This window comes from Aminobacter sp. SR38 (assembly GCF_014843375.1).
Taxonomy (GTDB): domain Bacteria; phylum Pseudomonadota; class Alphaproteobacteria; order Rhizobiales; family Rhizobiaceae; genus Aminobacter; species Aminobacter ciceronei.
Genome location: NZ_CP062112.1, coordinates 4,688,674 through 4,707,056 on the forward strand (window position 1 = coordinate 4,688,674; position 18,383 = coordinate 4,707,056).

At 62.4% G+C, this 18,383-nt stretch carries 19 protein-coding genes; 14 read left to right on the top strand and 5 right to left on the bottom strand.

The annotated features are described in order from the left end of the window. Position 1 precedes the first annotated feature (1 nt). Entirely contained in the window at positions 2 to 292 is a 291-nt protein-coding gene (locus tag IG197_RS36090; protein WP_210346881.1) for a hypothetical protein, read from the top strand. Between the two features lie 122 nt (positions 293 to 414). Here IG197_RS36090 and IG197_RS22985 read toward each other — a convergent pair whose 3' ends face one another. Beyond that, a complete protein-coding gene (locus IG197_RS22985; RefSeq protein WP_192315147.1) occupies positions 415 to 1,548 on the bottom strand; it encodes a PQQ-dependent sugar dehydrogenase in 1,134 nt (377 codons plus the stop codon). Between the two features lie 281 nt (positions 1,549 to 1,829). Here IG197_RS22985 and greA point away from each other — a divergent pair, with 281 nt between their 5' ends. From greA to IG197_RS23015, 6 genes are all read left to right on the top strand, one after another. Beyond that, positions 1,830 to 2,303, top strand: a complete 474-nt coding sequence (gene greA / locus IG197_RS22990; RefSeq protein WP_115731214.1) for a transcription elongation factor GreA — start codon at positions 1,830 to 1,832, stop codon at positions 2,301 to 2,303. A 43-nt stretch (positions 2,304 to 2,346) separates the two neighbouring features. Further along, positions 2,347 to 3,432: a glycosyltransferase family 4 protein gene (locus tag IG197_RS22995; protein ID WP_371746483.1), complete on the top strand. Its 1,086-nt coding sequence runs from the start codon at positions 2,347 to 2,349 to the stop codon at positions 3,430 to 3,432. 295 nt (positions 3,433 to 3,727) lie between these two features. Then, a complete protein-coding gene (locus tag IG197_RS23000; protein WP_067959654.1) occupies positions 3,728 to 4,582 on the top strand; it encodes a glycosyltransferase family 25 protein in 855 nt (284 codons plus the stop codon). Between the two features lie 12 nt (positions 4,583 to 4,594). Then, positions 4,595 to 5,368, top strand: a complete 774-nt coding sequence (locus tag IG197_RS23005; RefSeq protein ID WP_192315148.1) for a glycosyltransferase family 25 protein — start codon at positions 4,595 to 4,597, stop codon at positions 5,366 to 5,368. Between the two features lie 44 nt (positions 5,369 to 5,412). Continuing rightward, a complete protein-coding gene (locus IG197_RS23010; RefSeq protein WP_192315150.1) occupies positions 5,413 to 6,204 on the top strand; it encodes a glycosyltransferase family 25 protein in 792 nt (263 codons plus the stop codon). A gap of 102 nt (positions 6,205 to 6,306) precedes the next feature. After that, entirely contained in the window at positions 6,307 to 7,179 is an 873-nt protein-coding gene (locus IG197_RS23015; protein ID WP_192315152.1) for an FkbM family methyltransferase, read from the top strand. A 31-nt stretch (positions 7,180 to 7,210) separates the two neighbouring features. On the opposite strand, the gene IG197_RS23020 is transcribed toward IG197_RS23015, so the two are convergent. Further along, positions 7,211 to 7,681, bottom strand: coding sequence for an Lrp/AsnC family transcriptional regulator (locus IG197_RS23020; RefSeq protein WP_067959664.1), 471 nt, complete (start codon positions 7,679 to 7,681; stop codon positions 7,211 to 7,213). A gap of 241 nt (positions 7,682 to 7,922) precedes the next feature. Here IG197_RS23020 and trxB point away from each other — a divergent pair, with 241 nt between their 5' ends. From trxB to IG197_RS23045, 5 genes are all read left to right on the top strand, one after another. Beyond that, positions 7,923 to 8,897, top strand: coding sequence for a thioredoxin-disulfide reductase (gene trxB / locus IG197_RS23025; RefSeq protein ID WP_154384817.1), 975 nt, complete (start codon positions 7,923 to 7,925; stop codon positions 8,895 to 8,897). A gap of 32 nt (positions 8,898 to 8,929) precedes the next feature. Then, the gene (locus IG197_RS23030; RefSeq protein WP_067959672.1) at positions 8,930 to 9,826 is read left to right on the top strand and encodes a LysR family transcriptional regulator; all 897 of its coding nucleotides are present in this window, start codon (positions 8,930 to 8,932) and stop codon (positions 9,824 to 9,826) included. Between the two features lie 292 nt (positions 9,827 to 10,118). Further along, positions 10,119 to 10,433 (top strand): helix-turn-helix transcriptional regulator, encoded by a 315-nt coding sequence (locus tag IG197_RS23035; RefSeq protein WP_067959677.1) that lies wholly within the window; start codon positions 10,119 to 10,121, stop codon positions 10,431 to 10,433. Between the two features lie 2 nt (positions 10,434 to 10,435). After that, positions 10,436 to 10,903 (top strand): SRPBCC family protein, encoded by a 468-nt coding sequence (locus IG197_RS23040; RefSeq protein WP_067959679.1) that lies wholly within the window; start codon positions 10,436 to 10,438, stop codon positions 10,901 to 10,903. Between the two features lie 28 nt (positions 10,904 to 10,931). Continuing rightward, the gene (locus IG197_RS23045) at positions 10,932 to 11,351 is read left to right on the top strand and encodes a GFA family protein (protein ID WP_067959682.1); all 420 of its coding nucleotides are present in this window, start codon (positions 10,932 to 10,934) and stop codon (positions 11,349 to 11,351) included. Between the two features lie 47 nt (positions 11,352 to 11,398). Here the strand turns inward: IG197_RS23045 and IG197_RS23050 are convergent, their stop codons facing one another. After that, entirely contained in the window at positions 11,399 to 11,938 is a 540-nt protein-coding gene (locus IG197_RS23050) for an isoprenylcysteine carboxylmethyltransferase family protein (protein ID WP_192315154.1), read from the bottom strand. A 756-nt stretch (positions 11,939 to 12,694) separates the two neighbouring features. On the opposite strand from IG197_RS23050, the gene IG197_RS23055 reads away from it, so the two are divergent. Next, entirely contained in the window at positions 12,695 to 13,129 is a 435-nt protein-coding gene (locus IG197_RS23055) for a GFA family protein (RefSeq protein WP_246765223.1), read from the top strand. A gap of 106 nt (positions 13,130 to 13,235) precedes the next feature. Here IG197_RS23055 and msrP read toward each other — a convergent pair whose 3' ends face one another. Both msrP and IG197_RS23065 read right to left on the bottom strand, forming a co-directional pair. After that, entirely contained in the window at positions 13,236 to 14,195 is a 960-nt protein-coding gene (msrP, locus tag IG197_RS23060; RefSeq protein ID WP_067959687.1) for a protein-methionine-sulfoxide reductase catalytic subunit MsrP, read from the bottom strand. Positions 14,196 to 14,370: 175 nt separating this feature from the next. Continuing rightward, positions 14,371 to 16,422, bottom strand: a complete 2,052-nt coding sequence (locus IG197_RS23065; protein WP_192315156.1) for an elongation factor G — start codon at positions 16,420 to 16,422, stop codon at positions 14,371 to 14,373. 298 nt (positions 16,423 to 16,720) lie between these two features. Here IG197_RS23065 and IG197_RS23070 point away from each other — a divergent pair, with 298 nt between their 5' ends. Further along, entirely contained in the window at positions 16,721 to 18,310 is a 1,590-nt protein-coding gene (locus tag IG197_RS23070) for an ABC transporter substrate-binding protein (RefSeq protein WP_192315158.1), read from the top strand. Positions 18,311 to 18,383: the final 73 nt, after the last annotated feature.

Below are 18,383 nucleotides of genomic sequence, written 5' to 3' on the forward strand. Positions count from 1 at the left end.
ATTGCCGGCCGACAAGTTCGGTTTTGCCGCCATCCAGACGGTGTTCGAGGGTGCAAGCATCAACACCGACGACAAGCCGAAGCTCGAACAGGCGCGCTACAGGCTGATGATCCCGTTCGGGCACGACGTCCCGCCGGAGGGCGAACACTATCCGACTGTCATGCAGGACTATCGTACCGGCGGCACGCCGTGGTTCATCATCATCGATCCGGCCGGCAACGTCGTCTTCAACGACTTTCACCTTGATGCCGACCTGCTGATCTCGGCGATGAGCAGCCCGACCACCGCCTGACGCATTGAAACCACGCGGGCGCTAGAGAGATTTCGCTTTTCTTCGAATCGCGGAATCTCTCTATCCCTTTGTTTTCCGCAATTCCGGACGGAAAACCGCTGCACACTTTTCCTTGAATTGCTTTAGTCGCCGCGCGACAGCCTGACGATCATTCCGTCGCCTTCGTCGGTCAGAAGCCAGATCGAGCCGTCGGGCGCAACGTTGACGTCGCGGATGCGACCGAAGGCGCCGTCGAGAATGCGCTCCTCGTCCAGGATGTTGCCCTTTGCGTCGCGGTCGAGGCGGCTCAAAAGCTCGAACTTCAGCGAGCCGATCAGCAGGTCGCCCTTCCATTCCGGGAACATGTCGCCCTGGTAGCTGGCGAGGCCTGAAGGCGCGATCGACGGATCCCAGTAATAGAGCGGCTGCTCGTAGCCCTTGGCCGAGGTGCCGACGCCGATCTTGGCGCCGGAATAGTCGCGGCCATAGGTGATGACTGGCCAGCCATAGTTCTTGCCGGCCTGAGGGCGGTTCAACTCGTCGCCGCCCTGGGCGCCATGCTCGACAGTGATGAGGCTGCCCAGAACGGGATCGAAGGTCGCCCCCTGCAGATTGCGGTGGCCCTTCGACCAGATTTCGGCTGCCATGGCCTTGCCGTCGGGCGAGGGATTATCCTTGGGGATGGAGCCGTCGGCGTTGATGCGGATGACCGCGCCGGCATGGTCCTGCATATCCTGGGCGCGATCGCCCTGGCCGCGGTCGCCGGTCGTGACGAACAATGTGTCGTCGTCATTGACGACGATGCGCGAGCCGAAATGGTGACTGGTGCCGCTCTTGCGGTTCATCGAGAAGATGACCTTGACATCTTCGAGCCGCGCCTTGGCTCCGTCCCGGACCAGCTTGGCCCGGGCAAGCGCTGTGCCGGCGCCGCCGCGTCCCGGCTCGGAGAAGCTGACGAAGATCGTGCCAGACGTTGCGAAATCGCGGGCGACGGCAATGTCGAGCAGGCCGCCCTGGCCGCTTGCGGCAACCTCGGGCACACCCGACACGGGTTCGGACAAGCCGTTCTGCGACAGGATGCGGATCTGGCCCGAGCGCTCGGTGACGATTGCCTCGTTGCCGGGCAGAAAATCGAGGCCCCAAGGATGATCGAGCCCTCCGGCAATGACGTCGGCGCGCACGGTGACGGCTTCGGTGTTGAAGCTCTGGGTCTGGGCGAAGGCCGGCGAGGCGGCCAATGCGAAGATGAATACGAAATGCGGTGTGTTGATGCTCATCTATCCGACATAGGTGCGTTGGCTGCTGCGGCAACCGCTACAGAGCATCAAAGCGCGACAGCTTCAATCACAAGCGGGTGAGGGGGCGCAGCGTCAGGTTGCGCTGCTGCAACGTCAGTGGTGGCCAACGCATTTTTTGACGTGAATTCTGCGACAGGGTTGCTATATTCAGCAGAGATAGAGGTGAGACGGTTCCGTTAGCCGAGGCTGCCGGACCGTTTTCTTTTTTTGTGCCTCGCGGCAGCATAAGGCCGCGCGGCAAAGGCCAGGAGAGGTCGATTATGAACAAGGTTCCGATGACTGCGGGTGGTTTCGCTGCGCTGAAGGAAGAACTGCGCTGGCGCCAGCAGGAAGAGCGTCCGCGCATCATCGAAGCCATTGCCGAGGCACGTTCGCACGGCGACCTTTCGGAAAACGCCGAGTATCACTCGGCCAAGGAAGCGCAGAGCCTCAACGAAGGCCGCATCAACGAACTCGAGGACCTGATCGCGCGTGCCGAGGTGATCGACGTCAGCAAGCTCAATGGCGACAAGATCAAGTTCGGCGCCACCGTCGTGCTGCTCGACGAGGATACCGAAGAGGAAAAGACCTACCAGATCGTCGGCGACCAGGAAGCCGATGTGAAGTCGGGCCGCATCTCGATCTCTTCGCCCATAGCGCGCGCGCTGATCGGCAAGGAAGTGGGCGACGCCATCGAGGTCAACGCCCCGGGCGGCGCACGCGGCTATGAGATCGTCCAGGTCCAGTTCATCTGAGGCAACAGGCGGCATTGGCTGTGGCGATGCCGGATCAGACACGATGAACAAGGCAGGCAACCGCGCCGAAAACGCCGGCGCGGTCGACATGGCGCGCACCGAAGTGATCGCGCCCAATCTCAAGCAGCGGCTTTCCGGCGTCACCAGCACCATCGTGCAACTGGTGCCGGTGCAGGCGCGCAACCTCGGCATTGCCGTGTTCGGGCCTGGTCTGCCCGACAGCCTGCCCAAGATGCGCTGGTGGCAACTGCCTTGGCTGCTCAGGCGGCCTGAGACCGGGCGGCCGCGCATCTGGCACGCCAGGCGCAACACAGAGATGGTGGCAGGGCTTGTCCTGCGCCACTTCTTTCGGGCGCAGATCAGGCTGGTGTTCACCTCAGCGGCACAGCGCGACCACAGGCCCTTCACCAAATGGCTGATCCGCCAGATGGATGGCGTGATCGCGACCAGCCTGATGTCAGGGCGTTTCCTCGAGGTGCCGCACAAGGTGGTGATGCACGGGGTCGACCTCGAAAAGTTCCACCCGCCGCGCGGGCCCGACGACGCCTTTGCAGCCGCGGGGTTGCCCGGCAAATATGCCATCGGCTGCTTTGGCAGGGTCAGGCATTCGAAGGGCACCGACCTGTTCGTCGATGCGATGATTGCGTTGCTGCCGCACTATCCCGAGTGGACGGCTGTCATCACCGGGCGCATCACGGCGGAGCACAAGGGTTTCGGCGACGAGCTAAGGCAGCGGATCGCGGCAGCCGGCTTGTCGGAACGGATCCTGCTGCTCGGCGAGGTGCCCGACGTTGCCGTGTGGTACCGGCGCGTCACACTCTATGTCGCGCCGTCGCGCAATGAAGGCTTCGGGCTGACGCCGCTCGAGGCGATGGCATCGCGCACGGCTGTCGTTGCCAGCGACGCCGGCTCCTATTCGGAGATCGTGACGCGAGGCGTGACCGGCGATTTTGTTGCCGCCAATGACGGAAATGCCTTGCGCGAGGCGATCAGGCCATATCTCGCCGATCCGGCTCTTGCCGAGGCTCATGGCGCTGCCGGGCATGAAGACGTCTCCACACGCTTCCGGCTCGAAAACGAGGCGGCCGGGTTGCGCGAGATCTATGACCAGGTGTGGGCGAAGGGCTGACAGGGGCCTGGAACCGGCTTGCCGCATTGGCCCGAGTTTCTCCGCCGATTCTAATGTAACGCCCGCTTAAATGCTTTGAATTTCTCGTATTAAGTCAGTTTTGCTTTCCGGTTCTCCACCGGAAGCTGCAACAAGGCGATTAATGCGGAAAAACACTTGGGCGCCTGAAATAATGCTGAATTCTTGATCAAGGTTGCTCTATATTGCACCGCAATGCGCCCCCGGCTTGCTGCCCGCCCTCGCTTGCCTTATGGCAACCGCGGGTCGGGGGCACGACTATGGTAGAGATCGTGCTTTGAAAATCTATTTCATCAATCTCGACCGGTCGCCAGGCCGGCTCGATTGGTTCATGGCGCAGGTCGCCGGCATGGACGTTGCAACAGTCCGTGTGCCGGCGGTCGACGCCAAACAGCTGCCCGAACGGGAGTTCGAGCGGCTGCGGTGCCTGTCCTCCGGCGTCAACTCGATGTCGCCCGCCGAGGTGGCCTGCCTGCTCAGCCACCGCAAGGCGTGGGCGCTGGTGGCCGAAGGCGATGACGACTGGGCTTTCGTCGCCGAAGACGACATCCATTTCTCCGCCGATGCCGCGAGCTTCCTGAAGTCCGACCGCTGGATTCCGGCGGGGGTGGATCTGGTCAGGGCCGAAACGGATCTGGCCCGGGCCGAATTGTCCCACAAGACCTGGGGCGAGCCTGCCGGACACGAACTGCGCAGGCTGAAATCGGCGCAACTGGGGTCGGCAGGCTACTTCGTGTCGAGGACTGCCGCGCGCCGCCTGCTCGGCTATACCGAGCGCCACTGCGAACCAGCCGACGTCATTCTTTATTCTCCGGAGCGTGGCATCCTTGATGAACTCGTGGTGCTGCAGCTGATGCCGGCGGCCTGCATTCAAGACATGTGGGCGCCGAACGCTACCGTCGGCGGCTCGCTGACGAGCCAGATTGCCCAGGACCGGCGCCAGTTTCACCGCAGCGATCCTCGTTCCGCAAGACGGCGAGGGATCGCGAAGCTCACGCATGAATTTTGGCGGGTCGGGCGCCAGCTGGCGAGTCCCTTCCGCATGGCGCTGCTGGCGACTGCCAGGCAGTCGGTGTTCAAGAAGGTGTCCATTGAATTGACGGTGCGATCTGACACGCAGCGCGCAGGGTAAGCGTACGCGGGAATGAAGATTTTTGTCATCAATCTGGACCGCGCACCGCAGCGCCTCGAGCGCATGGCGTCGCTGTTTGGCGAGCTGGGGCTCGACTTCACCAGGGTGTCGGCCGTCGACGGCCGGGATCTGGCTGACCGGCAGGCTCGCAGGGGCATGTATTACGACCTGGGCAGTGGCGAGATCGGCTGCTTTCTCAGCCATATCAAGTGTTGGGACGCAGCGACGAAGGCAGACGGCGAGTACACCGCGATTTTCGAGGATGACGTCCACTTCGGGGCCGGTGCACGAGAACTGCTTGTCGACACCAGCTGGATTCCAGCCGATGCCGACGTGGTGAAGCTTGAAACCACCTTGGTGCGGACGCTGGTCGACCGCGACAGTGCTGCCCGGGCCGGCGACCGCTCGGTACGGCGCTTGCGCGATACGCATCCGGGGACGGGCGCCTACATCGTGTCGCGCAAGGGGGCGCGCAAGCTGCTCGAACTGAGCGCGGATTTCGCCGATCCGGTCGACCAGTTCATGTTCAATCCGGTCTCCGTCGCCTGGAATGCGCTGACGATCTATCAGGTCGACCCGGCGATCTGTGTCCAGGAGGTGGTCGTCGGCAAGGATGGTGCCGCCGATGCCTTGGCCAGCGGGCTGAAACACGAACGGCCGGTGCAGGAAAAAGCGCGCGGCACGGAAAAGCTGATGCGGGAGATTGCCAGACCGCTTGGGCGCCTTGCCGCGTCCGTCGGCGCAGGTCTTCGGGGGCAGCGATGGGGCAAGGTGCGGTTCCGCTGACCGGCGCCGGCCACTTGTTGAGGCAGGATTTGAACGACCATCCAATGAACATCTACCTGATCAATCTGGATCGCTCGCCCGATCGCCTGCAGCGTATGGCCACGATCTTCAGCGATCTCGGCCTCGACTTCACAAGGATGCCGGCTGTCGACGGAGCGAAGCTGATTGCCGAGGGCAAACTGCACCGACCTGAGCGGGCAGGGCTGATCTACCAGCTCGGACCTGGGGAAACAGGCTGCTTTCTCAGCCACCGGGCGTGCTGGGAGGCGATCGCCAACGCCGAGCAGAACCATGGGGCGGTCTTCGAGGACGACGTCCATTTCGGATCCGGCCTCGCCGAATTGCTGAGCAACGATGCCTGGATTCCTGGCGATGCCGACGTGGTGAAGCTGGAGACCACCAGGGTGCATGCCCTCCTCGACAGAACGGGCAACAAGCTTGCCCTGGGACGTTCTCTCAAGAGGCTTCGGTCAACACATACTGGTGCAAGCGGCTACATCTTGTCGAAGTCGGCCGCTCAGAAGCTCATTGCTTTGAGTGAGGATTTTGTCGATCCGGTCGATCAATTCATGTTCAATCCGGCTTGTACGGCTTGGGCTGATCTTACGATCTACCAGTTGACGCCCGCAATCTGCATTCAGGATATGCTGGTTGGAGCAGGTAGCCAGGTTGTCGGTTTCCAAAGTACTCTCGAAGATGAGCGGCCCGAACTCAAGAGCCAAAAAGAGCGGCTGAGCAAGCCGCTAAGAGAAATCATGAGACCCTTACGGCAGGCGTGGATGTTCTTGAACTCGCGCTTGCGCGGCCTTGAGCGGATCAGGGTTCCTTTTTCCTGAGTTTTGTTTACCCCTGTGGCCGGCTACAGGTCATTTTTGCAGACAATGTATTTGGACGTTGGAAAATACGGGACTGAAACAGACGTTTTGGATTGAGGGATTGTGAAGATCGCCGCTTTAAAGGGAATAGAAAACGCCCTGAGAAATTGGAAGGTTGCGTTCATCCGGAAACTGGTTTCCGGCAAGCATGGCCGACGCGTTTCATCCGAGGTGCTTTTGACGAACGTCACCTCGGTCACTATGAAATTCGATGACCACTTCATGTCTTTTTCGCCACATGAGTACATCGGGAGAAGTATTTTTCTCTCGGGAGATTTTGATCGGCATCTCTCTGACGCATTGGTCGCCTTCCTATCTCGTCGAGGCTATTTGCCGAGCGGTGGGGCGACCGTGCTGGAGATAGGCGCGAACATCGGCACTCAGACGGTGTATTTTTGCCGGTCTGGCAAAGTAGCGAGGGTTATCGCCGTCGAGCCGGATCCGAGAAACTTGTCTTTGCTTCGGCGCAATGTTGCGGACAACGATCTTGAGCAACGTGTCACCATCATCCCTTGTGCGGTCGGAAACGATATCGCGACAGGCAATTTGCATCGCGCTGAAGGCAATTTCGGCGGCAGCAGTCTGTTTCCGCTGCCAAATTCTGAAGGTGAAGTGGCGGTCGCGATCAAGCCCATGGCGCAGGTGCTTGCAGAGGCTGGTGTGCTTGCCGCCGACATCGATTTCGTGTGGATGGACATCGAAGGGGCGGAGCCCCTTGCCAGCCAATCGATGCACGAACTTTTCGAGCGTCGCGTGCCGGTCATGTTCGAGTACTCGCCTGGCGTCTATCCACCGGGAACCGCTCGTGAGTTCATAGCGCTTCTGTCGCGCTACTACGAAAAGTGCATGATCTTCGATGGACATAACCAATCGGAGATGAAAGTCGTCGACCTTCCGATCAGCATCGCCCAAACAAACATCCTGCTGCTGCCATAACGCTTGGCAGGCAGAGTGAGGGTTGTAGGGCCTAGATGGCCACCAGGCCGTCGTCCTTGACCTGCCTGATGGTCAGCGCCGTGCGCACCGTGTCGACGTTGGGGGAGGAGGTCAGTTCCTCGATGACGAAGCCCTGGAAGGTGCCGAGGTCGGGAGCGAGGCAGTGCAGCATGAAGTCGGATTCGCCCGAGACCATCCAGGCGCTGCGGACGATCGGCCAGTTGCGGGTGCGGTCGGCGAAGGCCTTGAGGTCGACTTCCGACTGGCGATTGAGGCCGACGAGGCAGAAGGCGACGACGTCCATGCCGAGCGCGGGCGCGTTGAGCAGGGCGCGGTAGCGCTGGATGATGCCTTCGTCCTCCAGCCGCTTTACGCGGCGCAGGCAGGGCGGCGCCGAGATACCGACGCGGCGCGACAATTCGACATTGGTCATGCGGCCGTCGTCCTGAAGCTCACGCAGAATCTTCCAGTCGATGGCGTCGAGGTCGGCCTTGATCGGCATATGTGCTCCGCGTTTGCGCAAGAATCTTGCGCAATGACGTAATAAAACTACTCGAAGCCCTTGGGAAGCCCATGGCCGGTGAAACGCCGCAGACGGAACAATTGCACCGTTCGGTGCGCAGCTTTCGGGGGAGTAACATCTTGCCGCCTTGCGCGGGGTGTGGGTGAACACCTAGATTAGGGACGATCCGCAGCCCGTTTTGACGGCTGCTGCATTTTCCATCGACCACGAAGGCCCTTCGATGACCGCCAAACATGCGCCAGTTCTCATCATTGGTTCCGGACCTGCCGGATACACGGCCGCGATCTATGCGGCGCGTGCCATGCTGAAACCGGTGCTCGTCGCCGGCATCCAGCAGGGCGGCCAGCTGATGATCACCACCGAGGTCGAAAACTATCCCGGCTTCGCCGAGCCGATCCAGGGCCCGTGGCTGATGGAGCAGATGCGCCTGCAGGCCGAGCATGTCGGCACCGAGATGATCAACGACATCATCACCGAGGTCGATCTCGACGTCAGGCCGTTCCGCGCCAAGGGCGATTCCGGAACCATCTACACCGCCGACGCGCTGATCATCGCCACCGGTGCTCAGGCCAAGTGGCTGGGCCTGCCTTCCGAGCAGGTGTTCCAGGGTTTTGGCGTTTCGGCTTGCGCCACTTGCGACGGCTTCTTCTATCGCGGCAAGGACGTGGTGGTCGTCGGCGGCGGCAATTCGGCGGTCGAAGAGGCGCTCTATCTCTCCAATCTGGCCAAGACGGTGACCGTCGTTCATCGTCGCGACCATTTCCGCGCCGAGCGCATCCTGCAGGAACGGCTGTTTGCCAAGGCCAACATCAAGGTGATCTGGGACTCGGCAGTCGAGGAGATTGTCGGTGCGCCGGCGCAGAAGCCGCTGCCGCCGTCGGTCAACGGCGTGAGGCTGAAGAATGTGCATACCGGCGCCATCACCGAAATGACTACGGACGGCGTGTTCGTGGCGATCGGCCATGCACCGGCGGTCGAGCTGTTCGTCGGCAAGCTCAAGCAGAAGCCGAACGGCTATCTCTGGACCGAGCCGAATTCGACGCGGACCAACGTTGCGGGCGTGTTCGCCGCCGGCGACGTGACCGACGACATCTATCGCCAGGCGGTGACGGCGGCAGGTCTTGGCTGCATGGCAGCGCTTGAAGCCGAGAAGTATCTGGCGGGAGTTGAAGTGCATCGCGAAGCGGCCGAATAGGCCGACCAAACGCCTTATAAACGAGGGGAAAAATGGCGTTGGATTGGGATAAGTTGCGCGTGTTCCACGCAGCGGCGGAGGCTGGCTCTTTCACGCACGCGGCGGAGACGCTGAGGCTGTCGCAGTCGGCGATTTCGCGTCAGGTGAGCGCGCTCGAACACGACATCGGCGTGCCCCTGTTTCACCGGCACGCGCGCGGCTTGGTGCTGACCGAGCAGGGCGAGATGCTGTTCCGCACGGCGCATGACGTCTTGATGAAGCTCGAGACGATCAAGACGCGGCTGACCGAAACCAAGGACCGGCCGTCTGGTGTGCTCAAGGTGACGACGACCGTCGGCCTCGGCGCCGGCTGGCTGACCGAGCGCATCCAGGAGTTTCTCGAGCTCTATCCCGATATCCAGATCCAGCTGATCCTCGCCAATGAGGAGCTGGACCTGACCATGCGCCAGGCCGATTGCGCAATCCGCCTGCGTCAGCCGCAGCAGCCGGACCTGATACAGCGCCGGCTGTTCACGGTGCATTTCCACCTTTATGCGTCGCCGGCCTACGTCAACAAATACGGCAAGCCGACATCTATCGCCGACCTCAAGAACCACCGTATCGTTACCTTCGGCGTGCCGGTGCCGACGCATCTGAGCGAGCTCAACTGGCTGGAAACCGTCGGCGACTTCGAGGGCGGCCAGCGTGTGCCGACGCTGCAGATCAATGACATCCTGTCGATCAAGAAGGCGGTGCAGACGGGTGCCGGCATCGCCATGCTGCCCGACTATGTCATCGGCAAGGATGCCGGACTGGTGCAACTCCTGCCCGAAACCGAGGTGCCGTCCTTCGACACCTATTTCGCCTATCCCGACGCCATGCGCGAGCAGGCCAAGCTGCACGTCTTCCGCGACTTCGTCATCGCCAAGGCCAGGAGCTGGGCCTACTAGGCTCCCACTCCGATCACGCCCGCTGCGAAAAGCCCTCGTTTCGGCGAGGGCAGGCTTTCCCACGCGTGGACGCAGGCGCGCCCCGACAATCGGTTTCCGTTCCAAGCGACAATGCGGCTGCGTTGATCGGCCTGTTCCCGGCTACCTGGCGCCTGTGCGTGGACCGGGCAGGCTGTACCGCTCGACAACCCGAGCGGACGAAGGTGTTCACATTAATATGCAGGTAAATACCTGCATGACTTGACATGCAGGTATTTGCCTGCATATCTATAGCGGTCAGTGAGTGAGGACGATGGACGCCGACGACATATTCAAGGCCTTGAGCGACCCGACCCGCAGGAAGCTGCTCGATCTTCTCTTCGAAAAGAACGGACAGTCGCTGGGTGAGTTGTGTGCAAACCTCGATATGGCTCGGCAATCGGCCACCCAGCATCTCGGAATACTGGAGGCGGCCAACCTGGTCACATCGGTTCGGCGCGGCCGCGAGAAGCTGCATTTCATCAACCCCGTTCCGATCCACGAGGTTTACGAGCGGTGGGTGCGCAAGTTCGAGGTCCAGCGGCTCAGCCTGCTGCATGACCTGAAGAAAGAACTCGAAGGAGAATAACAATGACCAGCCAGGAAAAGACGAGCTTCGTCTACGTGACCTACATCGTCTCGACACCGGACAAGGTGTTCGAGGCAATCACCAAGCCGGATGTCGCAAGGCGCTACTGGGGCCACGAAAACATTTCCGACTGGAATCCGGGTTCGACGTGGGAGCATGTCCAGGCCCATGGCGAGCGGGCCGTCAAGGTTGTCGGCAAGGTCGTCGAGACCGTTCCGCCGAGCCGCCTCGTCATGACCTGGGCAGACCCGTCCGAGGCTGCAAATCCTGCAAGCTTCAGTCGGGTGACGTTCGACATCGATGAATACGACACCATGGTTCGGCTGACCGTTACCCATGACGAACTCGAAGCCGGCAGTGGCATGGCGAAAGGCATCAGCAAGGGCTGGCCGATCGTTCTGTCCAGCCTGAAATCCTTCCTCGAAACGGGACGCCCCCTCGACGTTTTCGCCAAGCCAAAAACGGCATGATCGGCTGCCCGCATCCCGGAGACCCCCAATGACGACCAAGCTTTATGCCGGCGGCTGCGCCTGTGGTGCTGTCCGCTACGAGACGACAAACGAGCCGATCTTCCAGAACCACTGCCAGTGCCTGGATTGCCAGAAGCGTAGCGGCACCGGGCATGGCTCGTACCTGACCTTTGCCCGGCGCGCCGAGATGGCGATGACGGGCGAAGCAAAGCATTGGCGGGTCGTGGCCGACAGCGGCAAGGACAAGATCCATGGCTTCTGCCCTGAGTGCGGAACGCCTGTGTTCGTGACCTTCGCCGCAGCGCCGGAAGCGATCGCGATCCATGCCGGCAGCCTGGATGATCCGGGCCAGTTCCAGCCTCAGGTGCTGACCTACAGTGCCCGAGGCCACGCCTGGGACAGGATCGATCCCGATCTCGTGGCCTTCGCGGGCATGCCGAGCGGCTGAACCTTCGCCTGCCGACATCGTTTCCGGCTGGCCGATCTTCTTCCGGCCTAAGCTCCACGCCAGGGCGTGAGCCGGGGCAGCCAGCCGGGAACGTTTTGGCGGTAAGCTTCATAGTCGGCACCGTATTGCCGCAGCAGAACCGGCTCCTCATAGATCCGGACGAAGGTCGCCATCACAGCGCCCATGATGACGGCATAGGCGGCAAGCTGCCAAGATGCAAAGATCAGCGCCTGACCGAGGATGATCGACAGCACGGCGACATACATCGGGTTGCGCACGTGGCGGTAGACGCCGCCGACCACCAGCCTGTCCGTCGGCGCGATCGGGGCAGGGGTGCCGAGCCCTTCCAGCGCGAAACGGGCGAAGGCGTGCAGCACCACGCCGAGGCCGACAGCGACCAGCGCGGCGCCCAGGATGGCGAGTGGCCACGACGCCACCGGCAGGCCGTAGCGCCCGCTCGCGAGCCACGGCACGAGGCCGGCGACGACACCAGGTGCCGTGATGAAGAAGATGGCGCTGCCGAGGATGGCGGACGGTTTGCGCGAGGCTTGCACTCCTCTTGATCTCTCAGGTCGAAAATTCCGCATGTTGCCTATTGGCTTGGCTTTCGCCGCAACTATGAGCGTGCCGTGCCCGATTTGCCAGCATCTCCCGGCGCGGGGCATTTCAGGTCATCCTTGGCGTCGCCACGGCTGTTTGTTGTGCATTGCAGCATGCTCACGCTGCGATTTTCGGGGCGAAAACTGGTCCTATCGGGCTTCTAACGTCGTTAGACCACAGCCTGTATGTTTTTGCATGCGTGCATTGCAAAATAGATGCTTGTTTGTTGGGCAAGGAGAGCACATATATTGATCATCTCCAGGGCGCGTTCCTCCTCCCATTAGCGCCCTCGAGTGTTCCCCTCTGGAGGTTAGCCTTAATCGGCACTTCCAAACAAACTCAGCCGGATCTTCTTGGATCCGGCTTTTTTGTTGCCTGAAACAGGCCAAACCTCCCGCGTAACAGTGACATGTAACCCCCGGTAACATTCCCCGTACCCCGGGACGCGCCTAGTTTTTACATGGACGCGGTGATGGTGCGTCGGGAGATGGGGGCATCACCCGTGCGCGCCAGGTTCAGGCAACGCGCCGCGTCCAGCAGATTGCCGACGACCCAAGACGTTGGCCACGTAGCGGCGGACCTGCCGTCCCGCCTCCCGCGGAACGGTCCGCAAAAAAGCGGTGTCCGAGGATATCCTCGGGCGCCGCTTTTGTTTTGTCGGCGGCCGGTCAAGGCTGGGCGACATTGCTGCGAATCCATATTTTGCCAGGCGCGGCCAGATGGATCATTTGGGGGGGACATTTATGAGCATGACAGATGCGGCCAAGGGCGCGAGCAAGGCGGGTGTGGCCAAGGCCAAGGTCTTTGGTGGCGGCTGCCTGTGCGGCGCAGTCCGCTTCGAGGCGACCGGACCGGCCGGGAAGCCGCATACATGCTCGTGCCGCATGTGCCAGCGCCACACAGGTTCGCTGACCGCTTCCTGGGTCGAATTTCCAAGCGACCGCGTGACGTGGACCGGGCCGGGCGGCGCGCCATCGGTCTATCGCTCGTCCGACTATTCCAGTCGCGCCTTCTGCCCGGGCTGCGGCAGCTCATTCGGCGCTATCGACGACGCGCCCGTGGTCGCACTGCTGCTCGGCGTCTTCGACAAGCCCGGCGCGATTGAGCTCATGCCGAAGAGCCACTCGTTCAAGGGTGGTCGGCCAAAATGGTGGCATGTCGAGGCGAAAGCGGAGTAGGGCACCGCGCGCACAAACTGGCGCGCGGACACCTCCCAAGTTCTTTTTGACACTGCATGATCCCTCTCGACAATCGCTTCGATTTTTCGAGGGCATGCAGGTGGGATCACATGTAAAGCTTGGCGGGATCCTTGCCTGCGTAGAGCTGACCTATTTCGGCGGCATAGCCGTTGAACAGCTGTGTCGGCACCTGTTCGCCGGTGCCGAGCACGCGCTCCTTGGCCTGGCTCCAGCGCGGGTGCGGGACCTCGGGATTCACGTTCGCCCAGAAACCGTATTCGCTCGGCTGGATCGCTTCCCACAGGCCCACCGGTTGTTCGGCGACGAAGTCGATCTTGCGGATCGACTTGATCGACTTGAAGCCGTATTTCCACGGCAGGACGAGCCGTATCGGCGCGCCAAACTGCTTGGCCAGCGGCTTGTCATAGGCGCCGGTGACGAGGAAAGGCAGGTCGAGCGCCGCTTCCTCGATGGTGACGCCTTCGACATAGGGCCAGGGATAGACGAAGTCGTTCTGGCCGGGCGCCATGGACGGATCGAGGAAGGTCTCGAAGCGGATGAATTTTGCATCCGTCTTGGGGCTCGCCATGGCGACAAGCGCCTTCAGCGGGAAGCCGCTCCACGGGATGGTCATCGACCAGGCCTCGACGCAGCGGTGGCGGTAGAGCCGCGTCTCGAGCGGGAATTTGCGGATCAGGTCGTCGATGGCAAGCGTCATCGGCTTGTCGACAAGGCCGCCGATCTGGATGTCCCACGGCCGCGTCTTGAGCTGCTGGGCGTTGGCCGCGATTTCCTTGTAGGTGCCGTATTCGTAGAAGTTGTTGTAGTTGGCGTTGATCGCTTCGGGCGTCAGCGCACGGTCGAGCTTGTAGGTGGCATTCGGCTTGGCCGGATAGAGATCGGCGGTCGGATCGGCCTCCTCGGCGCGCGCCTTGCGGGGCAGGGCTGCGGCCGCGAGCCCAAGCCCCATGCCGGCCAGAATGCTGCGGCGGTTGAGGAAGATGTGCTCGGGTGTCGCCAGCGCTTCCGGAATTGCCCAGGACGGTCGGCGGTGAATGAATGCCATGCTTGCTCTCCAATAGGCTGGCCGCAAGGTCGCCCCTGCGGACGGCGAAATCAACGCTGTCACGTTCACATACGCGTGGAAACGTCGTCGCGTTACAGCGCCGTCCCGGATGGGAGATCAACAGAGCGTGAGGAGAGCTGCCGGACGACCCGCGTGGACCGCCCGGCTGCTGATCTCACGCGGCCTTGCCGCCCGACTGCATCGCTTCGTCGGCGAGGCGGCCGGTGAGTTCGGCCATGTGGTCGAACTCGGCGCGGTAGGTGGCGGCACCGGCGGTGGCTGAGCGCAGCTCGATGATCAGGTCGCCGATCTCCGATTGCGGCATTGTCGCCTCGACGACATCCCAGCCGGGCCAATCGGTGCGGGCGTCGTAGCCGAGGATCTGGCCGCGGCGCTGCGGCACCAGTGCGATGATGCGCGCCGTGGCATCGGAGGGGGTGAAGATCTCGACCTTCATGACCGGTTCGAGCAGCACCGGCGAGCAACTCGGCATACCCTCCTTCATCGCGATCTTCGCCGCCATCTGGAACGCCATGTCGGAGGAATCGACCGAGTGAAACGAACCGTCAGACAGGTTGATGGCGATGTCGACGACGGGGAAGCCGAGCGGGCCGGTCTTGAGGAAGTCGCGCGCGCCTGCTTCGACCGACTGGATGTATTGCTTGGGCACGACGCCGCCTGTGATGGTGTCGGTGAACTCGAAACCCGAGCCGCGCGGCAGCGGCTTGATCTCGATGACGACATCACCGAACTGGCCGTGACCGCCCGATTGCTTCTTGTGGCGGCCGCGCTGCTGGACCGATTTGCGAATGGTCTCGCGATAGGGCACCGCCGGCGCGTGACCCTCGACGGCGATCTGATTGCGGCCTTCGAGCCGCTCGCGCACCACCCTCAGATGCATCTCGCCATGGCCGGATAGAACAGTTTCCGCCGAGTCCTGGTTGTGGTGCAAGGTGAGCGAGGGATCTTCCTCGGCCAGGCGCTGGATCGCCGCCGACATCTTGACCTCGTCCTTGCGCTCCTTGGGGCGCAGCGCAAAGGCATAGACCGGCTTGGGCGGCTCCAGTTTGACCAGCGGCTTGATGCCGCCCTTGGCCGTGGTCAGCGTCTGGCCGGTCGCGGCATGTTCGAGCTTGCCGAGCGCGACGGTGTCGCCGGCGCCGGCGCCCGACTGCTTGGACTGGTCCTTGCCGAGCAAGCGGTAAATGCCCGAGACCTTCGAGGTGTCGGTGGCGTTGAGCCAGAGCTCCGTACCATCGGCGACCTGGCCGGACAGGATGCGCGACACCGACAGCTTGCCGGCGTGGGAGGTGTGGATGGTCTTCATGACCTGGACGACCGCAGCGCTGCCGTCGGATATGCCGAGGCGCTTGCGCGTTGCCTCGATGTCGGGGGCGTCGTGGCGGATCGCCTTGAGCAGGCGCAGCGCGCCATTGCCCTTTTCGGCCGAGCCGATCAGCACCGGCGTGACCGCGCCGTCGCGCAGGTCGGCGGCAAGGTCATCGAAGATTTCATCTTTGGGCGGCTCGATCTCCTCGAGCAACTGCTCCATCAACTGGTCGTCATGGTCGGCGAGGGTTTCCAGCATGGCGAAGCGGGCTTCGAGTTCGCGCGCCTTGTCGTCGCTTGGGATGTCGGCGATCTCGCTCTCGGCATATTCGCGGTAGATGTAGGCGCGCTCCAACGCGAGGTCGATCGAACCGACGACGACGCCGTCCTTGCGCAGCGGGATCTGACGCAGGAGCAGCGGCGTGCGGCTGACCGGCTGCAGCAGCTTCAGCGTGTCGCGGACGCCGGCGGCTGCCTTGTCGATCTTATTGAGGAACAGGATACGCGGCACGCCGAGATCGTCGAGCTTGCGCATGATCAACTGCAAGGCTGGGATCTTCTTCTCGTCGGGCTCGGCGACGACGACGGCGAGGTCGCAGGCGGCAAGGATGGGCTCGGCCTCGAAGGCGAACTCGACCGAGCCGGGGCAGTCGACGAAGGTGATGGCCTCGCCCATGAACTGGGTGGTGGCGAAGACCGCCTCGACGCTCATGGCATGCGCCTTGGCCTCGGCCGAGTGGTCGGAGACCGTGTTGCCGGAGGCGACCGGGTGCTGCTTGGAAATGGCGCCCGTGCGGGCGAGAAGGGCTTCGAGAAGTGTGGTTTTACCGCTGGCGAAGGGACCGACGATGGCGATGCACTTCGGTCCCGTGCGTCTTCCTCCGGCGCGACTACCCATGAGAGCTGACCTCCACTCAGGCATTTTTCCCTGAATGCGGCGGCCGGCCTGTGCGGCCGTCGCGGGCAAATTCGTCTGAGAACTTCCTCCCCGTTGGCGACATCGTCACACGGCTTTGAAGGCAGGGCAAGAGCCTTGCAAGGCAAGGGTTGATGCGGCGGCAGCAGAAAAGCCAGCTATTCCAAAAGCGCCATCAGATGTCGCGTCCGGCGGGCAGCGTGAAGCGGCCCGCCACTCAATATTACGTTGGGGAACCATGACGACATCAAGTCGCGCCCATCTGGAGGAACGCAGTCCAATGTCTCGTGAACTCGACCATCTCAGCCGTCTCGTCGTCAGTGGACTGATGTCGCGCCGCGACTTTCTCGGCCGTGCCGCAGCCCTTGGAGTCATGGGCCTTTCGGCCAACACGCTGCTGGCCGGTGCCGCACAAGCGCAAGCGCCGGTCAAGGGCGGCGTGCTCAAGGCCGGCATGGTCGGCGGTGCCGCCACCGACAGCCTCGACCCGGCGACATGGGCGAGCCAGGTGCCCTACACGCTTGGCCGCAGCTGGGGCGAGCAGATGCTGGAAGTGTCGCCGGCGGGCGAGATCGAGCCGCGCCTGGCCGAAAGCTACGAAGCCTCCGACGACGCCAAGACCTGGCATTTCAAGATCCGCAAGGGCGTGACCTTCCACAATGGCAAGGAGCTTACGCCTGATGACGTGATGGCGACGCTGGAGCGCCATGCCGACGCCAATTCGAAATCGGCGGCACTTGCCTTCGTCAGCCAGTTCGAAAGCATGAAGGTCGACGGCGACTATGTCGTCATCCAGCTCAAGGAGGCCAATGCCGACCTGCCTTACGTGGTCAGCGACTATCACCTCATGATTCAGCCAAATGGCGGCAAGGACAATCCGACCGAAGGCATCGGCACCGGCCCCTACAAGGTGATGGTCAACGAGCCGGGCGTGCGCCATGTCGGCGAGTTGAGCAAGAACTACTGGGGTTCCGACAAGCGCGGCCATGCCGACCAGATCGAGATCGTTGTGATCAACGACGCGACAGCGCGCACTGCCGCACTTCAGGGCGGCCAGGTCGATCTGATCAACCGGGTCGAACCGAAGATCGTCGACCTGATCAAGCGCGTGCCGGGCGTAGAGATCCGCAACGTGCCGGGCAAGGGCCACTACGTCTTCATCGCTCATTGCAACACCGCACCCTTCGACAACAACGATCTGAGGCTGGCGCTGAAATATGCCGTCGACCGCGAGGAGATGGTCAAGAAGGTGCTGAGCGGCTACGGCTCGATCGGCAACGACATGCCGGTGACCAAGGCCTATGCGATGTTCTCCGACGACATCGAGCAGCGCGCCTACGATCCTGACAAGGCGGCGTTCCACTACAAGAGGTCGGGTCATAGCGGCCCGGTGCTGCTGCGGACCTCCGACGTCGCCTTCCCAGGTGCTGTCGATGCCGCCCAGCTCTACCAGCAGAGTGCGGCCAAGGCCGGCATAACGCTCGAGGTCAAGCGCCAGCCGGGCGACGGCTACTGGTCGGAAGTGTGGAACAAGCAGCCCTTCTCGATGTCCTACTGGACCGGCAGGCCGACGCAGGACCAGGTCTATTCCATCGCCTATCTGTCCAAGGCCGAGTGGAATGACACCCGCTTCTTCCGCGACGATTTCGACAAGCTGATCCTGTCGGCGCGCGGCGAGCTCGACCAGGCCAGGCGCAAGGACCTCTACCGTCAGGCAGCCGTGATCCTGCGCGACGAGGGCGGCGTCATCGTGCCGATGTTCAACAACTACATCGACGCGACCGGCACCAAGGTCGGCGGCTGGGTCGACGATCCCAATGGCGAGCTGATGGGCGGCCATGCGCTGACCAAATGCTGGGTGAATGCATAGGCGAGGGCGCTTCGCCTGCTCCGGTAACGCTGGAGCAGGCGTTGTCTGCTGTTTGGACTGCGCAGTTTCTCTG

Coding starts and splice junctions, on each gene's coding strand:
- IG197_RS23020 (WP_067959664.1), bottom strand. CDS start 7,681: ATGCCGATCAAGGCCGACCTCGACGCCATCGACTGGAAGATTCTGCGT.
- IG197_RS22995 (WP_371746483.1), top strand. CDS start 2,347: ATGAACAAGGCAGGCAACCGCGCCGAAAACGCCGGCGCGGTCGACATG.
- IG197_RS23050 (WP_192315154.1), bottom strand. CDS start 11,938: ATGCGGAATTTTCGACCTGAGAGATCAAGAGGAGTGCAAGCCTCGCGC.
- IG197_RS23030 (WP_067959672.1), top strand. CDS start 8,930: ATGGCGTTGGATTGGGATAAGTTGCGCGTGTTCCACGCAGCGGCGGAG.
- IG197_RS23040 (WP_067959679.1), top strand. CDS start 10,436: ATGACCAGCCAGGAAAAGACGAGCTTCGTCTACGTGACCTACATCGTC.
- greA (WP_115731214.1), top strand. CDS start 1,830: ATGAACAAGGTTCCGATGACTGCGGGTGGTTTCGCTGCGCTGAAGGAA.
- IG197_RS23055 (WP_246765223.1), top strand. CDS start 12,695: ATGAGCATGACAGATGCGGCCAAGGGCGCGAGCAAGGCGGGTGTGGCC.
- IG197_RS23005 (WP_192315148.1), top strand. CDS start 4,595: ATGAAGATTTTTGTCATCAATCTGGACCGCGCACCGCAGCGCCTCGAG.
- IG197_RS23045 (WP_067959682.1), top strand. CDS start 10,932: ATGACGACCAAGCTTTATGCCGGCGGCTGCGCCTGTGGTGCTGTCCGC.
- msrP (WP_067959687.1), bottom strand. CDS start 14,195: ATGGCATTCATTCACCGCCGACCGTCCTGGGCAATTCCGGAAGCGCTG.
- IG197_RS23010 (WP_192315150.1), top strand. CDS start 5,413: ATGAACATCTACCTGATCAATCTGGATCGCTCGCCCGATCGCCTGCAG.
- IG197_RS23065 (WP_192315156.1), bottom strand. CDS start 16,422: ATGGGTAGTCGCGCCGGAGGAAGACGCACGGGACCGAAGTGCATCGCC.
- IG197_RS23035 (WP_067959677.1), top strand. CDS start 10,119: ATGGACGCCGACGACATATTCAAGGCCTTGAGCGACCCGACCCGCAGG.
- IG197_RS22985 (WP_192315147.1), bottom strand. CDS start 1,548: ATGAGCATCAACACACCGCATTTCGTATTCATCTTCGCATTGGCCGCC.
- trxB (WP_154384817.1), top strand. CDS start 7,923: ATGACCGCCAAACATGCGCCAGTTCTCATCATTGGTTCCGGACCTGCC.
- IG197_RS23070 (WP_192315158.1), top strand. CDS start 16,721: ATGTCTCGTGAACTCGACCATCTCAGCCGTCTCGTCGTCAGTGGACTG.